Source organism: Ensifer sp. LC11 (assembly GCF_001695835.1).
Classification (GTDB): domain Bacteria; phylum Pseudomonadota; class Alphaproteobacteria; order Rhizobiales; family Rhizobiaceae; genus Ensifer.
On the sequence record NZ_MBSO01000056.1, the window covers coordinates 168,478 to 185,740 of the forward strand.

Here is a 17,263-nt window from a genome sequence, read left to right on the forward strand (position 1 = left end):
GGGGCACCCATGGGCCACATCAAGCTTACCAATGTGACCAAGTCGTTCGGCGCCGTCGACGTGCTTCATGACATCAACCTGGAGATCAGAGACGGCGAGTTCGTCGTCTTCGTCGGGCCATCAGGCTGCGGCAAGTCCACGCTTTTGCGCATGATCGCCGGGCTTGAAAAACCGACCGGCGGCGAACTTTCGATCGACGGCAAGGTCGTCAACGACGTGCCGGCCGCCGACCGCGGTCTTGCCATGGTCTTCCAGTCCTACGCGCTCTATCCGCATATGAGCGTGCGCCAGAACCTCGCCTTCGGGCTGGAAAACACCCGCATGCCGAAGGCGGAGATCGCCGAGCGTATCGGCGAAGCCGCGCGCATGCTCGAAATCGAGCCCTATCTGGAGCGCCGCCCTGGGCAGCTCTCCGGCGGCCAGCGCCAGCGTGTCGCGATCGGCCGCGCGATCGTGCGTCGGCCGGTTGCCTTCCTGCTCGACGAGCCGCTGTCGAACCTCGACGCGGAACTGCGCGGCTCTACCCGCGCCGAACTCGCGGCGCTGCACGCGCGTCTTTCGGCAACGATGATCTATGTGACGCATGATCAGGTCGAGGCGATGACGCTCGCCGACCGCATCGTCGTCTTGCGCGCCGGCCGCATCGAACAGATCGGCACGCCGCTGGAACTCTACAACAAGCCGGCCAACCGTTTCGTTGCCGGCTTCATCGGCTCCCCGCACATGAACTTCCTTGAAGGCACGCTCGAGCAAGCGGGCGCCGGGTCGGCGGTCGCGACGCTGAAGGGCGGCCACCGGCTGCAGGTTCCGATCTCGGACGGCGCGGCTGTAACCGGATCGCCCATCACGCTCGGCGTCCGGCCGCAGCACATCACGCTCGGCGCCGGCGACAGTGGCATTCCGGCAAAGATCCGGCTCGTCGAGGCGCTTGGTTCCGAAACGGTGCTGCACGCCGATGTCGCCGGCCAGAAGATCCTGGTCGTCGCTCCCGGCCAGCATGATCTCGCGCCGGGCGCCGACGTCAGGTTGTCGCTCGCCGCCGCCCCGATCCACCTTTTCAACGACAGGGGGCTTCGCCTTGAACGCGCTGTTTGATCTCACAGGCAAGACCGCCCTCGTCACCGGCGCCCGCACCGGTCTCGGCCAGGGCATGGCCTTGGCACTGGCGCGGGCCGGCGCAAACATCGCGGCCATCGGCTCGTCGCCGATGCCGGAGACGGCGGCCCTGGTCCGGGAAACCGGCGTGCGCTTCCACGAACAGACGGTGGACCTCTCCGAGCCTTTCAATGCGGCCAATGTCGTTGCCGGGGCCGCTGCCGCGCTCGACGGCGTCGATATCCTCGTCAACAACGCCGGCATCATCCGCCGCGCCGACCTGCTCGATTACTCCGAGGAGGACTGGGACAGCGTGCTCGACGTCAACCTGAAGGCGGTCTTCATGCTGTCGCAGGCGGCCGCCAAGCACATGGTCTCGACCGGGCGCGCGGGGCGGATCGTCAACGTCGCTTCCATGCTGACCTTCCAGGGCGGCATTCGCGTGCCGGCCTACGCCGCCTCCAAGCACGGCATTGCCGGCCTCACCAAGGCGATGGCCAATGAGCTGGCGCCGCGCGGGATTACCGTCAATGCGATCGCCCCCGGTTACATGGCGACCGACAACACCGAAGCGCTGCGCAACGACCCGGATCGTAATGCCCAGATCTCCGCACGCATCCCGATGGGGCGCTGGGGCACGCCGGATGATCTTGCCACCGCCGTGCTTTTTTTCGCCGCACCCGCTTCCGGCTACGTCACCGGCACAGTCCTGCCCGTCGACGGCGGCTGGTTGGTTCGCTAGGCCGCTCCCGTGCCTATCTCGGTCGCCCGTCTTCGCACGCTTCTCGGGTTCGTCGAAACCGAACTCTCCCTTGAGGCGTGCGAGACGGAGGAATGTGGCTCCCACATTGTCGAAAGGCTGCGCTTCCGCAGCCGACGCAGCGGAGCTGAAATCCGCGGTTTGCTGACGCGACCACCCGGCGGCGGCGGGCCCGGACCGGCGATCCTCTACGCCCACGCCCACGGCGGACGTTACGAGATCGGCGCCAGCGAACTCCTCGATGGCCGACCGGCGCTGCTCGGCCCTCCCGGGCCATTTCTCGCGGAGCACGGTTTCGTCACGCTTTGCTTGGACATGCCGACGTTCGGCGAACGCTCGATCGTCACCGAAAGCGCCGCGACGAAGGCGGCGCTCTGGTATGGCCGCACCCTTTTCGGCCAGATGCTCGCCGAACAGCAGGCAGCGCTCACATGGCTTTCGTCGCGCGACGACGTCGATGCCAACAGGATCGGCATGACCGGGATTTCGATGGGCGCCACGCTTTCCTATTTTCTGGCTGCACTCGACGGGCGTATCGCCGCAACCGCGCATCTCTGCTGCTTTGCCGATTTCGCGTCCCTCGTCGAAACCGGCGCCCACGATCGGCACGGCCTCTATCTCACGATCCCCGGTCTGCTCGCAGAGACCTCGACCGGCGTGATCGCCGGCCTCGTCGCGCCGCGACCGCAACTGATCTGCGTGGGGCTTGATGATCCATTGACGCCGCCTCAGGCGGTGGAGCGCGCCTATGCCGAGACGCAGGCGGCCTATCGCGCTGCCGGAGCCGAAGACGCTCTGTCCCTTTTGGCGGAGCCCGGCGTCGGGCACGTCGAGACCGCGCCGATGCGCGACGCGGTGCTCGCGTTCCTGAAACGCCATCTGGGCGGCTAAGGCCGCGCCTGATGCCCTGGGCACGCATGCGGCGAGATGCCACCGTCAGATGCCGGCAGCCGGACGACGGACCTGCCCGCCATCGACGCCTGTCGGCGCGATTGCCGATGCGGCATCGCTCCACCCGAGTTCGGGCGCGATCAACCGCACGAAATCGTCGAGGATTTGGCAGTACTCGTCCTCTTGGAATTCATAGGGCAATTCCAGCCTGATCTCGGTGACCTCCGGCAGGATCGGGTCGGCAAACAGCCGCTCCAGGATTTCGTCCGAGCTTCCGACCAGATCGTCGGCGTAGAGCGTGCGCCGTTCTCCCTGAGGTGTCAGCGTGCGCTCGAAACGTCCGGCCGCATAGTCCCGATATCGCCTCCGGGTCGCGGCATCCGCGCTGTCGAGCGGAACGATCACCCGTCCGAGCGCCACGCGTTTGCCTTCCCCGCCCGAAGAACGGTAAAGCCCAAGCTGCCGCGCCTGCGCCACGAAAAACGCGTCCGTCTCCTCGCCTGTCGTGACGTTGCCGATCAGCAGGTTGAAGCCGTGGCTGCCGGCCCAGGCGGCCGAGCGCAGCGAACCGCCGCCATACCACAGCCGATCGGCAAGGCCTCTCGCATGTGGCTGCAGCCGCGGACGCTTGGCGCCGAAAGGCGTCTTGATCACCGTGTCGTCGTCGCCCAGCAGATTTCCGCGCAGGTTCTCCTGAAAGCGCAGCACCCGCTGATGCGAGAAGTCATAGGCCGACCAGTCGCCGTCGAAAGCGAGAGGCCCGATCAGATCGAGATGCGGCGGTTTTCCGGCACTCAAGCCGACGTTCAGCCGACCGCGCGACAGCACGTCGACCGTCGAGAGGTCTTCGGCGAGGCGATAGGGGTTCTCGTAGCCGATCGGGATGACGGCGGTGCCGAGCTCGATGCGGCTCGTTCTCTGGGTGGCGGCCGCAAGGAATGCGGCGGCCGACGAGATGCCGGGCTCCAGATGCCGCTGGCGCACCCAGGCGCTGGCAAAGCCGAGCGCCTCGCCATACTGCAGTAGCGACAGGGTCTTTTCGAGCCCGTCCAGCGGATTGTCGGGCGCATAGTTGCCGGGGCTCAAAAAGCCGATTTGACTGATGGATATGTTCGTCATCCACCGCGCCTTCAGAATTTCGGCAGGCCGGGCGGGTTGGTCTCGGACTTCGGCAGAGCTTCTTCCTGGAGATGCCAGCGCGCCAGAACCTTGGCATAGGCGCCGTTTTCGATCAGGCCGTTGGTGGCGATCGTCAGCGCGTTGGCAAGGCCGCTGCCCTTGCGGGTGGTGATCGCCACGTCCGAGCGCTCCGGCCAGCCGGCGCTGAGCGTGCCGACACGTTTGATGTTGCGGTCGCGCGCGGCGATGAAGACGAGCTGCGCATGCGGCTGGACGATGACATCGGCACGACCGGAAGCCAGCGCCACGAGGCTCGTCGCCTCGTCGTCGTAGTATTGCAGCGCCAAGGGTTTCAGGCCGGCGGCGACATTCTCGTCGCTCCATTTGAGCAGAATGCGCTCCTGATTGGTGCCGGCGCCGACGATGATCCTCAGGCCCGCCGCATCCTTCGGCTCCCCGATCGCGGTGATGCCGCTATCGGCCTTGACGAAGAAGCCGTGCAGGCCCTGGCGGTAGGTCGAGAAGTCGAATTTCTCCTTGCGCTGCTCGGTGACGCCGACATTGGAGATGACCGCGTCGTACTTGCCTGAGGTCAACCCAAGTGGCCAGTCGATCCAGGCGGTGGGCACGAGCTCGAGTTCCAACCCCAGGCTGTTGGCAATCGCGCCGGCATATTCCGGATCGGCCCCAATGACCGTACGCGCATCGGTGGCGTAGGTGGCAAGTGGCGGTCCACCCGGGCTGACCCCGACGGTGAACTTGCCCGGTGTAACGAACTTGAAATCGGCAGGGATCGCAGCAACAGCCTTTTCGTTGCGGGTCGCATGGACGCGGCCCGGCTGTTCCGGGCTGAGATCAAAGCCGGTTTCGGCCGTGGCCGAGCCGACATGAAGGAGGGCTACCGCGGCGGCGGCGAGAAGAGTGCGAAGGGTGGTCTTGCCGATCATGCTGTTGGTCTCCGGATGGGATGCGGAAAAGGAGGACCGGCGTTGCCGCCGATCCCCAAGGGTTGAGATCACGAGCCGCTCTTCGGCAGGCCGGGCGGGTTGGTCTGGGCGGCATCGACCGCTTCGGCGCCGAGGCTCCAGCGCTTCAGCACTTCGCCGTATTTGCCGTTCTTGATGAGATCGTTGAGCGCTGTCGTGACGGCGTCGGCCAGGCCACCGCCCTTGCGCGTGGTGACGGCGATCTCGGCCGTCAGCGGCCGACCGCCGCTGGCGATACCGACCACCTTGGTGTTGTTCTTGATCGATGCGGCATAGGCCCGCGTCGCGTTCGGATTGAACTCGACGTCTGCCCGACCCGACTGCAGCGCCAGATCGCCGGCGGCGCGATCGTCATAATACTGCACCTCGATCGGCTTCAGGCCGGCTGCGACGTTCTGCCGGTCCCATTCGAGAATGATCTTTTCCTGATTGGTGCCGGCGCCGGTGATCACCTTCAGCCCGGCGACATCCTTCGGTTCCTTGATCTCGGTTATCTTGCTGTCGGACTTGACGAAGAAGCCGAGCACGTCCTTGCGATAGGTGGAGAAATCGAACTTCTCCTTGCGCTCTTCGGTCACCGTGACATTGCTGATCACCGCGTCGTATTTGCCCGAGCTGACGCCGAGCGGCCAATCGGCCCAGGCGACGGGCACGAGTTCGAGCTCGAGACCGAAGCTGTCGGCGAGCAGCGAAGCGATATCCGGATCAGCGCCGACAACGGTCTTGGAGTCCGAGGCATAGGTCGCAATCGGCGGATCCCACGGGTTGATCGCGACGGTAAACTTGCCCGGGTTGACGAATTTGAAGTCGCTAGCGATCGCCTTGATTGCCGCTTCGTTCTTTTCCGCACGCACGCGGTTCGAGGTGTCCGGGCTGAGGTCGAATTTCTCCTCGGCCTGGACGGGACCCAAGCCAAGAGTCACCGCCGTGACGGCACCAGCCAGAAGCAACTTTGCAGTGTCGAGTATGGTCATAGTCCTCTCCTTTTCAATCTTTGGTTGTTGGCGATAGCAAAGCTTCCCCATCGGAAGATCGCCGACGGGTTTTTCAGAGAACGCGCGCCAGGAATTCGCGAGTGCGCGGATGCTTGGCTTCGGCGAAGATCTGTGCCGGCGGTCCTGCCTCCAGCACCCGTCCCGCCTCCATGAAGACGACGGTGTCGGCGACCTCGCGGGCAAAGCCGGTTTCATGGGTGACGATGACCAGCGTCGTGCCGGTTCGGGCCAATTCCTTGATGACGTCGAGCACTTCGCCGACGAGTTCCGGATCGAGCGCCGAAGTCGGCTCATCGAAGAGCAGCACCTTGGGCCGGAGTGCCAACGCACGGGCAATGGCGACACGCTGCTGCTGGCCGCCCGAGAGCTGGCGTGGATAGGCGTCGATCTTGTCGCTAAGGCCGATGCGAGCCAAGAGCTCCTGGGCAAGCCGCACCGCTTCCTCCCGGCTGAGACCGCGCACGTGAATGGGCGCCTCGATCAGGTTTTCGAGCACGGTCAGATGCGGGAACAGATTGAAGTTCTGGAACACCATGCCGATATCGGCACGCCGCTTCAGAATGTCCTTTTCCTTCAGTTCGTAGAGCGTGTCGCCCTTCTGGCTGTAGCCGACGAGTTCGTCGTCGATTGCAATGAAGCCGTCATCGACCCGCTCCAGATGGTTGATCGCCCTGAGCAAAGTGGATTTGCCGGAACCCGATGGCCCGAGGATTGCCGTGACGCTGCCCGCCGGCAGGTCCAGCTCGACCCGGTCGAGTACCTTCAGCGGCCCGAAACTCTTCGATATGCCGTGCACATGCACGGTGCCGCCGGAGCGTAGAACCTGGGCGTCGCGAAAACCAACCTTTCCGGTTGCAGCAGCCGTGCGCGCGACCTCCGACAGCGGTCGGCGAAAGCGCGAAACGAGTGCCTGGAAAGGCAGCGGCACCGGATTGCGCACAGCACCTCTCGAATAGTAGCGCTCGATATAGTGCTGGGCGATTGAGAGCCCGGTCATGATCACCAGATACCAGACGGTCGCGACCATCAGCAGCGGGATGACCTCGAGATTGCGGCGATAGATGACCTGAACCGTGTAGAAAAGTTCAGGCAACGCCAGCACGTAGACCATCGAGGTGCCCTTTGCGAGACCGATGATCTCGTTGAAGCCGGTGGGCAGGATCGAGCGCATGGCCTGCGGCAGCACGATGCGGAACGCCTGGCGGCGACGCGGCAGGCCAAGAGCGGCCGCCGCCTCATGCTGTCCCTGGTCGACGGCAAGGATGCCGCCGCGCACGATCTCGGCAAAGAAGGCCGATTGATTGAGCGTGAGACCGAGGAAAGCAGCGGCAAACGGCGTCAGAAGTTGGGTCGTCGGATAGTTCAGCCAGACGGTGTCCGTGAACGGCACGCCGATCGCGATCGTCTCGTAGAGGTAACCGAGATTGTTGAGCACCAGCAGCAGCACAATCAGCGGGATCGAGCGCAACAACCAGATGTAGCCGAAAGAGAGGCCGGCAAGCAGCGGCGATTTCGACACGCGGGCGAGCGCCAGCGCCGTGCCGAGCAGCGAACCCGAGACGGTGGCGAGCGCCGTCAAAAGCAGCGTCCGGCCGAGGCCCGCCAGTACCGGCTCAGCGAAGAACCATTCGGCGAAAACCGGCCAGCCCCAGCGCGGATTGGTCAGCACCGAATAGAGCGCGCCTGATATGACGAGTGCCGCAAACAGCGTGCCGAGCGCACGGCCTGGATGGCGTGCCGGCACGATGCGGTAGTGCGCATAGCCCGGGTTCGGCTCGCTGGTCCGGCTGACACCGGGCGCGCCGGCAAGATCGCTCAGAACTGCCATGTTGGATCCTCTCTTGAAAATCGGTTGGCGGCCGGCGTTCGCGGCCGGCACGATCGGTCGGCGTCAGGCGTGGCTTGCGACCTGGGGATGGGAGGACGGCACTTCGGCCAGAAACGCCAGGGTGGTTACGAGATGCGAGATGTTCTTCTCGAAGGGTAGCGTCTTGTAGACTTCCGGATCGGCTTCGACGTCAAACAGCGCCGTATAGCCATTGGCAAGGTAGAGGCCGACGGCCTCCGGCTGGCGGAAGCCGGTCGTGAGATAGATGCGCGAATAGCCCTGGCGAGCGGCCTGCGCCTCAAGCTCGAAAAGCACCTTTCGCGCCAGACCCTGACGCCTGAGATCGGAGCGGGTCCAGATGCGTTTGAACTCGGCGGTATGGTCGTCATAGCGCTTGAAGGCGCCGCCGCCGATCGTTTCGCCATTGCGGATCAGGAGGACGAAGTTGCCGTGCGGCGGGGCAAAGGCTTCCGCCGGATAGCGGTTGAGTTCGGCCGCGGCCCCTTCGTCACTGAAATAATTGCCGTAGCGGCTGTCATATTCGACGATCAGTTCGTCGATCAGCGGCTGGGCGCGGGGATCGAGGGGCGTGGTGTAGAGAAACGTGTCGCTCATGTCGTTCGCCATCCCATGGTCGTCATGCGAGGAAGGTTTCCACCAGCCGGACCCAGTAGCGGGCGGCCGGTGCGATGATCGCGTCGTTGAAATCGTACTCAGCGCTGTGGAGGGCTGCGCCTTCGCCATTGCCGATGAAGGCGTAGTTGCCAGCCTTCTCCTCGAGGAAAAATGCAAAGTCCTCGCTGGCGGTGCGCGGTTTGAAGTCGGCAATGACCGCTTCGGGACCTAGGTCCCTCAGCACGACATTGCGGGCGAAGTCCGTTTCGCTCGGATGGTTGACAAGGGCCGGGAAGCCGAGCCGATAGTCGACCTCGGCCGTCGCGCCAAAACTTTCGGCCTGTGCCCGCGCCAGCGCCTGCACACGCTCGCCGAGCAGGCGGCGCACATCGCCATTGAAGGCGCGCAAGGTCAGCTTCAGCGAAACGCTCTCGGGTATGACGTTCGACGCCTGGCCGCCATGAATGGAGCCGACGGTGACGACGGCCATTTCCTGCGGGTTCACATTGCGCGCAACCAGGCTCTGCAAGGCAGTGATCAGCGATGCCGTCGCCAGCACCGGATCAACAGTCAAATGCGGCTCGGCGCCATGGCCACCCTTGCCGATGACCGTGATGTTGGCCTGGTCCACCGACGCCATGGCAGGGCCCTCGACGAAACCGAAGCGCCCGGCCGGCACGCCCGGCCAATTGTGCAGACCGAAGACGGCATCGACGGGGAAGCGCTCGAACAGGCCCTCCGACAGCATCTTGCGGGCGCCAGCGCCAATCTCCTCGGCGGGCTGGAAGATCAGCTGTAGCGTGCCGTCGAAACGGCCGTCGGCGGCGAGAAAGCGTGCCGCGGCCAGAAGGATCGCCGTGTGGCCATCGTGGCCGCAGGCGTGCATGACGCCCTTGTGGCGGCTGGCATAGGTTAGTCCGGTTGCCTCCTCGATCGGCAGCGCATCCATGTCGGCGCGCAGGCCGATCGCCCGCTCGCCATGTCCGCGCCGGAGCGTGGCGACGAGGCCGGTGCCGGCGATGCCGCGGTCGACCTGATAGCCCCAGGAAGCAAGCAGATCACCAACAACGGCGCTCGTCCGCTTCTCCTGAAAGGCGAGTTCCGGATGCTGGTGCAGATCACGGCGGATGGCGACGATCTCGTCGAGAAAGACGCCGAGGCCGCGCTCCACCGCCGCGGACCTCTGGGTGTCGGTGAGAATTAGGTTCATGAGCGCAGCTCCGCCGAAGCCGTCAGGCCCCGACGCCCCTTCCCCGTTCGATAGCCGGCACGGGTGCGGCGTAGCGGCTTTCGCGGTAGGGGAGCCCCAGATGGTCGCGCAGCGTCTCGCCCTCGAGTTTGGGCTTGAAGTACCCTCTGTTTTCGAGCAGCGGCAGAACATGCTGGGTGAAATCGGCAAGCCCTTCGGCGATCACAGGGAAGCCGAGAATGAAGCCGTCGGCCGCATCCTCATCGATCCAGCGAATGATCTCATCGGCGATGTGCTCGGCCGTGCCGATGAAGGCGGTTCTTGGCGTTGCGACATCGAGCGCGATCTCCCGCAGCGTCGCGCCGGTGTCACGCGCGGTCTTTTTGATGCGGTCGGTCGTTGCCCGGAAACTGTTCTTGCCGATGTCGCCGATATCAGGGAATGGCGCATCCAGCAGGTAGGCGCTGAAATCGTGATGATCGAAGAAGCGGCCGAGATAAAGCAGCGCCTCCTCGATCGTGACGAGATCACGGATGGCACGGTACTTCGCCTCGGCCTCTTGCGCAGTCGTGCCGACGATCGGACCGATGCCGGGAAAGATGCCGATCTCGGCGGCACGGCGCCCCTGAGCCACCGCGCTCTGTTTGACTTGCCTGTAGAAAGCCTTGGCGTCCTCGATCGGGCCGCCATTGGTGAACACCGCATCGGCATGTTTGCCGGCAAGGCGGACGCCGGAATCGGACGCACCCGCCTGGAACACCACCGGCTGGCCCTGCCTGGAGCGCTCGATGTTGAGCGGCCCCTCGATGCGGAAGAACCGCCCCTTGTGATTGAGCCGGCGCAGCTTCGTCTTGTCGGCATAGACACCGGTTGCCCGATCGCGCACGAAGGCGTCGTCGTCCCAGCTATCCCAGAGCCCCTTGATGGCGTCCAGATATTCGTCGGCGATCTCGTAGCGCAGTTCGTGCTCCGGATGCTCGCGCCCGTAGTTGCGACCGGAACCTTCGAGCGGCGAGGTCACTGCGTTCCAGCCGGCGCGGCCACCGCTCAAGAGATCGAGCGAGGCGAATTGGCGGGCAACCGTGAACGGGTCGCTGTAGGAGGTCGAAACCGTGCCGACGAGGCCGATCTTCGAGGTCGAGGCGGCAAGCGCCGAGAGGATCGTCAACGGCTCGAAGCGGTTGAGAAAATGCGGGATCGACTGCTCGTTGATGTAGAGGCCGTCAGCGACGAAGGCGAAGGCGATGCCGGCCGCTTCGGCCTTGCGCGCCGTCTCGACGAAAAAGTCGAAGTTGACGCTGGCGTCGGCCGGCCCGCTCGGATGCTTCCAGGCGTTCATGTGCCCGCCTGGTCCCTGCAGCATGATGCCGAACGTCACGTTCTTGTTGGTCATGAGAGATCCTTTCCGGAATGATCAGGCGGCGAGCGACAAGCGCTCGCGTGCAATGAGTTCGATCGAGGCGAAGCGTTCGGTGGCGCCAACCGAAGGCGTATCGATGACGAATTCCTTGACGCCGTAGCGGCGATGCAGGTCGTCCAGTTCCTGGCGCACTTGCCGCGCCGTGCCATGCAGAACGCTCGGGTTCTTTTCCTCGACACGGTAGTCGGCGAACCCGGCCTGGCGGGCGTATTCGGCCGCCTGTTCCTCGCTGCCGACATTCACGCTCTGGCCGTTGCCGAAGAGCACTTTGAAGATCTTGAGGCCCGCCACCCGTTCGCGTGCCCGCTGTTCGCTGTCGGCCGCAAAGGCTGCAGCAAGCGCGAGCAGCGGCCGCTTCCCACCCGTGGCGCGCTCATAGGCATCGAAGGTCTTTTGCAGATTGTCGGGATCGCCGTTGAGATGTCCGGCAAAGACGAGCTTCCAGCCCTTTTCGGCGGCCAGCACGGCGCTGTCGACACTAGCCCCAAGGAGGAACCGCTCCGGTGCGACGGGCGGCAGCGGTGTCGCCAGCAGCTCCGATTGCGTTGCGGCGCCAAGGAGGTAGCGATTGAGATCGGCCAGTTGCTCGGCAAAGCTCGGCCGCAGCGCCGGGTCAATCCCTGCCTGAAGCGCTCGGGTCGAAAGCGGAAAGCCGCCCGGTGCCTTGCCGACGCCGAGATCGACACGTGACGGCGCGAGGCTGGCGAGAAGATTGAAAGTCTCGGCCACTTTGTAGGCGCTGTAGTGCTGTAGCATGACGCCGCCGGAACCGATGCGGATCTTCGACGTCCTCGCCAGGAGGTAGGACATCAGGGTCTCCGGCGCCGAGCTTGCAAGGCTCGACATGTTGTGGTGCTCGGCCACCCAGAAGCGATGATAGCCCCATTCTTCGGCGCGGACCGCAAGGCGTATCGTTGCCTGCAGCGCCTCGGTCGCGGTTTGCCCCTCATCCAGAGGGCTCTTGTCGAGAAGGCTGAGCAGATAGGACATGACGCGTGTTCCAGATTGCCGCGGTGTCGCTCACCGCATTAATCTATAAAACACATAGACAATATGCATTATAAGAAATGGATTTCCATTTCCGCCAGCGGATGGAGAAAATCAGCGTCGCCACCTGCGCACGCACGTATATGTGAGAGAACGCCAAAAGGTAGTTGCCTGGGGCGGCATGCCCGCTCACCGGGCGCTGCGGCGGGACCGCAATCAAATTTCGTGACGCTCCGTTCACGATCTTTCAAACAGTGAAAGCAACCCCTTCGAGAATCACAAGAAAGCGAGTACTCTGAAGGAACTTTGCGAATGGGACGCCGTTTATTCGAATGAGCGAGCCGATAAGCAGCGATCCCCGTCTCAGCCAGCGGCCGCGGGAGAGCATGATGCAAAAGAGCGAATGCGACGTCTTCGATCTCTTCTCGGAGATCTACACCAGTGCAGCGCAAGAAGAAATCAGCCTTCAGGAATACCTCCTCGCATGTCGCGATGACAAAAGCATGTATGCCACCGCGCAGGAGCGGATGGTTTCAGCCATCGGTAATCCGACCCTGATCGATACCAGCGCAGACGAGCGCCTCGGTCGCATCTTCTCCAACCGGACCGTCAAGATCTATCCATCCTTCGCTGATTTCTACGGCATGGAGGATACGATCGAGCGGATTGTCGGCTACTTCCGCTACGCCGCGCAAGGGCTCGAGGAGCGAAAGCAGATCCTCTACCTGCTCGGCCCGGTCGGCGGCGGCAAGTCGTCGCTCGCCGAAAGGCTAAAGAAGCTGATGGAACAGCAGCCGATCTACACGCTGGCGGTCGGCGGCAAGATAAGCCCCGTCTTTGAATCGCCCCTCGGCCTCTTTCATCCCGACCGCATGGCCGACCTGCTCGAAGACAAATACGGAATTGCGCGACGCCGCTTGACCGGCCTGATCTCGCCCTGGGCAACGAAGCGGCTCGACGAAGTCGACGGCGACATTTCCAAGTTCAGCGTCGTCAAGCTGATGCCGTCGCGCCTGCGCCAGGTGGCGATCGCCAAGACCGAACCGGGTGACGAAAACAACCAGGACGTCTCCTCGCTGGTCGGCAAGGTCGATATCCGCCAGCTTGAAAACTACAGCCAGGCCGACCCCGACGCCTATTCCTACAGCGGTGGCCTTAACCGCACGACGCAAGGCCTGCTCGAATTCGTCGAGATGTTCAAGGCGCCGATCAAGGTTCTGCATCCGCTGCTGACTGCCACCCAGGAAGGCAATTACAACGGCACGGAAAGCTTCGGCGGCTTCCCCTACCAGGGCATCGTCGTCGCGCACTCCAACGAGTCGGAATGGCTGCAGTTCAAGAACAACAAGAACAACGAGGCCTTCCTCGACCGCATCCTGGTGGTCAAGGTTCCCTATTGCCTACGCGTCACCGAAGAGCGGCAAATCTATGAAAAGCTGCTGCGCGAAAGCGAGCTCACCAAGAGCCCTTGCGCCCCGGAAGTGCTGGAAAGCCTCAGCCGCTTCACCGTGTCGACCCGCCTTGCCCGCCACGAGAATTCGCCGCTTTACACCAAGATGCGCGTCTATGACGGCGAGAACCTCAAGGACACGGATCCCAAGGCGAAATCGGTGCAGGAATACCGCGATGCCGCCGGTGTCGATGAGGGCATGACCGGCATCAGCACCCGCTTCGCCTTCAAGGTGCTGTCGGAGACCTTCAATTACGACACCAAGGAGGTCGCGGCCGACCCCGTGCACCTCATGTACATCCTGGAACAGGCGATCCGCCGCGAACAGTTCCCGAAGGAGACCGAGGCGAGCTATCTCGACTTCATCAAGTCCGAACTGGCCTCCCGCTACGCCGAGTTCATCGGTCACGAAATCCAGAAAGCCTACCTCGAATCCTACAGCGAATACGGCCAGAACCTCTTCGACCGCTATATCGCCTATGCCGATGCCTGGCTCGAGGATCAGGATTTCAAGGACCCCGACACCGGGCAGATCCTCAACCGGGAGATCCTCGACAGCGAGCTGTCGCAGATCGAAAAGCCGGCCGGCATTGCCAACCCCAAGGACTTCCGCAACGAGGTCGTGAAATTCACGCTGCGCGCCCGCGCCAAGAACCATGGGCGCAACCCCTCCTGGACGAGCTACGAGAAACTTCGCGACGTGATCGAGAAGCGCATGTTCGGCCAGGTCGAAGACTTGCTGCCTGTCATCAGCTTCGGCTCGAAGAAGGACAGCTCGACCGAAAAACAGCATGCCGAGTTCGTCCAGCGCATGACCCAACGCGGCTACACCGAGCGTCAGGTCCGGCGACTGGTCGATTGGTACATGCGGGTCAACAAGGCGGGCTGACGATGCCGAAGCAGGGGATTGGTATATGCCGAATTTCATCGACCGGCGGCTCAATCCGAAGGACAAGAGCCTCGGCAACCGACAGCGTTTTCTGAAGCGGGCCCGCGAGGAACTCAAGCGGGTCATCAAGGAACAGGTCAAATCGGACAGGATCATCGACGTCGATGCTGCCCACGGCGTGCCTATGCCGACCGATGGCGCCAGCGAGCCGACCTTCCAGCCCTCCCGCGGCAGCGGCGAGCGCGACTACGTGCTTCCCGGCAACAAGGAGTTTTCGGCGGGCGACCGCCTGCCGAAACCGGAGGCCGGCGGCGGCGGTGGCGGCAAGGGCCGGCCCGGACGCGGCGAGAGCGATGATGACTTCCAGTTCATTCTCTCGCGCGAGGAAGTGCTCGACCTCTTCTTCGAGGACCTCGAGCTCCCCGATATGGTCAAGCTGAACCTCAAGGAAACAGTCACCTTCAAGCCCCGCCGTGCCGGCTTTGCCACCGCCGGGACGCCGACGAACATCAATGTCGGACGGACGATGCGCAACAGTTTCGGGCGGCGGATGGCGCTGCACCGGCCGAAAGAGAAGGAGCTGACGGCGATCACCGACGAGATCGCCCTGCTGGAGGCGGCACCCGAGCCGACGGCAAAGGACCGCCAAAGGCTCAAGGAACTGCGCTCCGAACTGGAGAGGATCGAGAAAAAGCGGCGGCGCATTCCCTATGTCGACCCGGTCGACATCCGCTTCAATCGCTTCGAACAGCAGCCCTTGCCCAACGCCAATGCCGTCATGTTCTGTCTGATGGACGTCTCGGCCTCGATGGGCGAACGCGAGAAGGATCTTGCCAAGCGCTTCTTCGTGCTTCTGCACCTGTTCCTGAAGCGGCGCTATGAGCGCATCGACATCGTCTTCATTCGTCATACGGACGAGGCGCACGAGGTCGACGAGCAGACCTTCTTCTACAGCACCCAGAGCGGCGGCACGATCGTATCGACCGCGCTTGAGGAAATGCTTCGGATTATCGAGGACCGCTACCCCTCGCAGATCTGGAACATCTATGCCGCCCAGGCGTCTGACGGCGACAACATCATCGGCGACAGCGAGCATTGCGCCGCACTGCTCAGAGAAAAGCTGACGAAGCTCTGCCAGTACTATGCCTATGTCGAGATCATCGACGAGCGCGAAACGGAGATCTTCGGATCGACGGACAATGGCACCGCACTCTGGCGCGCCTATCGCACGGTCGACGGCGAGAAGACGAATTTCCAGATGACCCGGATCGCCAAACCTGCCGACATCTACCCGGTCTTCCGCAGGCTTTTTGCCCGGCAGCCGGCCACACGCACGCGCAAATGAGGGGGAGACTGAATGGCACGACGCGCGACTTCAGGTCTCCTGTTCCAGGGGTCCGACTGGAATTTCGCGACGCTGTCGCGTACCTATGACGCGATCGAGACGATCGCGCTCGAGGAAATGGGCCTCAGCATCTATCCGAACCAGTTGGAGATCATAACCTCCGAGCAGATGCTCGACGCCTATTCCTCGGTCGGCATGCCGCTGATGTACCAGCACTGGTCGTTCGGCAAACGCTTTGCCTATGAGGAACATCACTATCGCAAAGGGCATCGCGGCCTTGCCTATGAGCTGGTGATCAACTCCAATCCGTGCATCACCTATCTCATGGAAGAAAACACCATGGCGATGCAGGCGCTGGTGACCGCGCATGCCGCCTTCGGCCACAATCACTTCTTCAAGAACAACTACCTGTTTCGCCAATGGACCGACGCCGGTGCCATCCTCAGCTACATGGATTTCGCCAAGAAATACGTGATGAAATGCGAGGAGCGGCACGGCACCGCCGCCGTCGAAGCCATTCTCGATTCCGCCCATGCGCTGATGGACCAGGGCGTTTTCCGCTATCGCCGCCCGCCGCGGCTATCCTCCGAGAAGGTGCGGGAAAGGGCGCGCGAACGGCTGGAATACGAGGAACAGACCTATAGCGATCTCTGGCGGACCCTGCCGCAGGTCGCGGAAAACCGCGATCCCGCAGATGCCGAGCGCGACGCCTCCGAACGCAAGAAGGTGCTCAACCTGCCAGAGGAGAACCTGCTTTATTTTCTTGAGAAACACAGCCTGATCCTGGAACCGTGGCAGCGGGAGCTGCTCCGGATCGTCCGCGTCATCGCCCAATATTTCTCGCCTCAACGCCAGACGAAGGTCATGAACGAGGGATGCGCCACCTTCGTGCATTACACCATCATCAACCGGCTCTACGATCAGGGCAGGATCGGCGAAGGGCACATGCTGGAACTTTTGCAGAGCCACTCCAATGTCGTGTTCCAACCGGATTTCGACGACCGGCGCTATCCCGGCATCAACCCTTACGCGCTCGGCTTCGCCATGATGCAGGACATCCAGCGGATCGCCACCGAACCGACGGCTGAAGACCGCGACTGGTTCCCGTCCTTTGCCGGCAATGGCGACTGGATGGAGACCCTGCGCGACGCCTGGGCGAACCACCGCGACGAGTCCTTCATCCTGCAATATCTGAGCCCGGCGGTGATGCGCAAATTCCGGCTGTTCCAGCTTTCGGACCGCTCCTCCGATCGTTTTGTCGAGGTCGCCTCGATCCACAACGAGCGCGGCTATTCGGCCGTTCGCACGGCACTTGCCAACAGTTACGACGTCGCCGCCAACCAGCCGGACATTCAGGTGATGGACGTCGACCTGCTCGGCGACCGGCAACTGCGCCTCCAGCACAACGTCAAGCACGGCATCCTGCTTGACGAAGGCAGCCGCGACGCAACGATGCGCCATATCCGTCACCTCTGGGGCTACGAAGTCAGCCTCGCGGGCGTCGACGTGCAGACCGGACGCACTGTCTATGAATGCTCGACGGCAAAGGCCGCGGATTGATCGTCGCCAGGGGATTTGCAGAGCCGAAAGCCGACTTTCGGCCGATCGGAGCAATCGCGCTGGCCATGACAAGAATTCAAGGCTGCCATTAGAAATATTGAGCCTCAGGCGCTTGCTTTGCCGACCCATCAGCG

The 17,263-nt window shown here is 63.2% G+C and carries 14 protein-coding genes; 6 read left to right on the forward strand and 8 right to left on the reverse strand.

Annotated features, from left to right (window positions below; genetic code table 11):
• Positions 1–9 precede the first annotated feature (9 nt).
• The 3 genes from ugpC to BBX50_RS26350 are packed head-to-tail and all read left to right on the forward strand — an operon-like array spanning position 10 to position 2,746.
• Positions 10–1,095 carry a sn-glycerol-3-phosphate ABC transporter ATP-binding protein UgpC gene (gene ugpC / locus BBX50_RS26340; RefSeq protein ID WP_065778236.1) on the forward strand — a complete coding sequence of 362 codons (1,086 nt, stop codon included), beginning with the start codon at positions 10–12 and terminating at the stop codon, positions 1,093–1,095.
• On the forward strand, positions 1,079–1,837 hold the full coding sequence (gene kduD / locus BBX50_RS26345) for a 2-dehydro-3-deoxy-D-gluconate 5-dehydrogenase KduD (RefSeq protein ID WP_065778237.1): 759 nt from the start codon (positions 1,079–1,081) through the stop codon (positions 1,835–1,837). The genes ugpC and kduD overlap by 17 nt, the downstream gene beginning before the upstream one ends.
• A 9-nt stretch (positions 1,838–1,846) precedes the next feature.
• A complete protein-coding gene (locus BBX50_RS26350; RefSeq protein ID WP_065778238.1) occupies positions 1,847–2,746 on the forward strand; it encodes a dienelactone hydrolase family protein in 900 nt (299 codons plus the stop codon).
• 45 nt (positions 2,747–2,791) lie between these two features.
• Here the strand turns inward: BBX50_RS26350 and BBX50_RS26355 are convergent, their stop codons facing one another.
• The 8 genes from BBX50_RS26355 to BBX50_RS26395 all read right to left on the reverse strand — a co-directional run bounded on the left by BBX50_RS26355 (position 2,792) and on the right by BBX50_RS26395 (position 11,888).
• Positions 2,792–3,865 (reverse strand): LLM class flavin-dependent oxidoreductase, encoded by a 1,074-nt coding sequence (locus BBX50_RS26355; RefSeq protein WP_065778239.1) that lies wholly within the window; start codon positions 3,863–3,865, stop codon positions 2,792–2,794.
• Between the two features lie 11 nt (positions 3,866–3,876).
• Positions 3,877–4,812, reverse strand: a complete 936-nt coding sequence (locus BBX50_RS26360; RefSeq protein ID WP_065778240.1) for an ABC transporter substrate-binding protein — start codon at positions 4,810–4,812, stop codon at positions 3,877–3,879.
• Between the two features lie 68 nt (positions 4,813–4,880).
• On the reverse strand, positions 4,881–5,825 hold the full coding sequence (locus BBX50_RS26365) for an ABC transporter substrate-binding protein (protein WP_065778241.1): 945 nt from the start codon (positions 5,823–5,825) through the stop codon (positions 4,881–4,883).
• A 73-nt stretch (positions 5,826–5,898) separates the two neighbouring features.
• Positions 5,899–7,674, reverse strand: coding sequence for an amino acid ABC transporter permease/ATP-binding protein (locus BBX50_RS31005; protein ID WP_083213811.1), 1,776 nt, complete (start codon positions 7,672–7,674; stop codon positions 5,899–5,901).
• 63 nt (positions 7,675–7,737) lie between these two features.
• Positions 7,738–8,301: a GNAT family N-acetyltransferase gene (locus BBX50_RS26380; protein WP_065778242.1), complete on the reverse strand. Its 564-nt coding sequence runs from the start codon at positions 8,299–8,301 to the stop codon at positions 7,738–7,740.
• Between the two features lie 10 nt (positions 8,302–8,311).
• On the reverse strand, positions 8,312–9,499 hold the full coding sequence (locus tag BBX50_RS26385; protein WP_065778243.1) for a M20 aminoacylase family protein: 1,188 nt from the start codon (positions 9,497–9,499) through the stop codon (positions 8,312–8,314).
• Between the two features lie 22 nt (positions 9,500–9,521).
• Positions 9,522–10,871 (reverse strand): LLM class flavin-dependent oxidoreductase, encoded by a 1,350-nt coding sequence (locus tag BBX50_RS26390; protein WP_065778244.1) that lies wholly within the window; start codon positions 10,869–10,871, stop codon positions 9,522–9,524.
• Between the two features lie 21 nt (positions 10,872–10,892).
• The gene (locus BBX50_RS26395) at positions 10,893–11,888 is read right to left on the reverse strand and encodes an MsnO8 family LLM class oxidoreductase (protein ID WP_065778245.1); all 996 of its coding nucleotides are present in this window, start codon (positions 11,886–11,888) and stop codon (positions 10,893–10,895) included.
• A 386-nt stretch (positions 11,889–12,274) separates the two neighbouring features.
• On the opposite strand from BBX50_RS26395, the gene BBX50_RS26400 reads away from it, so the two are divergent.
• From BBX50_RS26400 to BBX50_RS26410, 3 genes are read left to right on the forward strand one after another with little or no spacing between them, the layout of a single operon-like run.
• On the forward strand, positions 12,275–14,224 hold the full coding sequence (locus tag BBX50_RS26400) for a PrkA family serine protein kinase (protein WP_065778321.1): 1,950 nt from the start codon (positions 12,275–12,277) through the stop codon (positions 14,222–14,224).
• A gap of 25 nt (positions 14,225–14,249) precedes the next feature.
• Complete coding sequence (locus tag BBX50_RS26405; protein WP_065778246.1) at positions 14,250–15,569, forward strand: YeaH/YhbH family protein; 1,320 nt, start codon at positions 14,250–14,252, stop codon at positions 15,567–15,569.
• Positions 15,570–15,581: 12 nt separating this feature from the next.
• Positions 15,582–17,129 carry a SpoVR family protein gene (locus BBX50_RS26410; protein WP_065778247.1) on the forward strand — a complete coding sequence of 516 codons (1,548 nt, stop codon included), beginning with the start codon at positions 15,582–15,584 and terminating at the stop codon, positions 17,127–17,129.
• Positions 17,130–17,263: the final 134 nt, after the last annotated feature.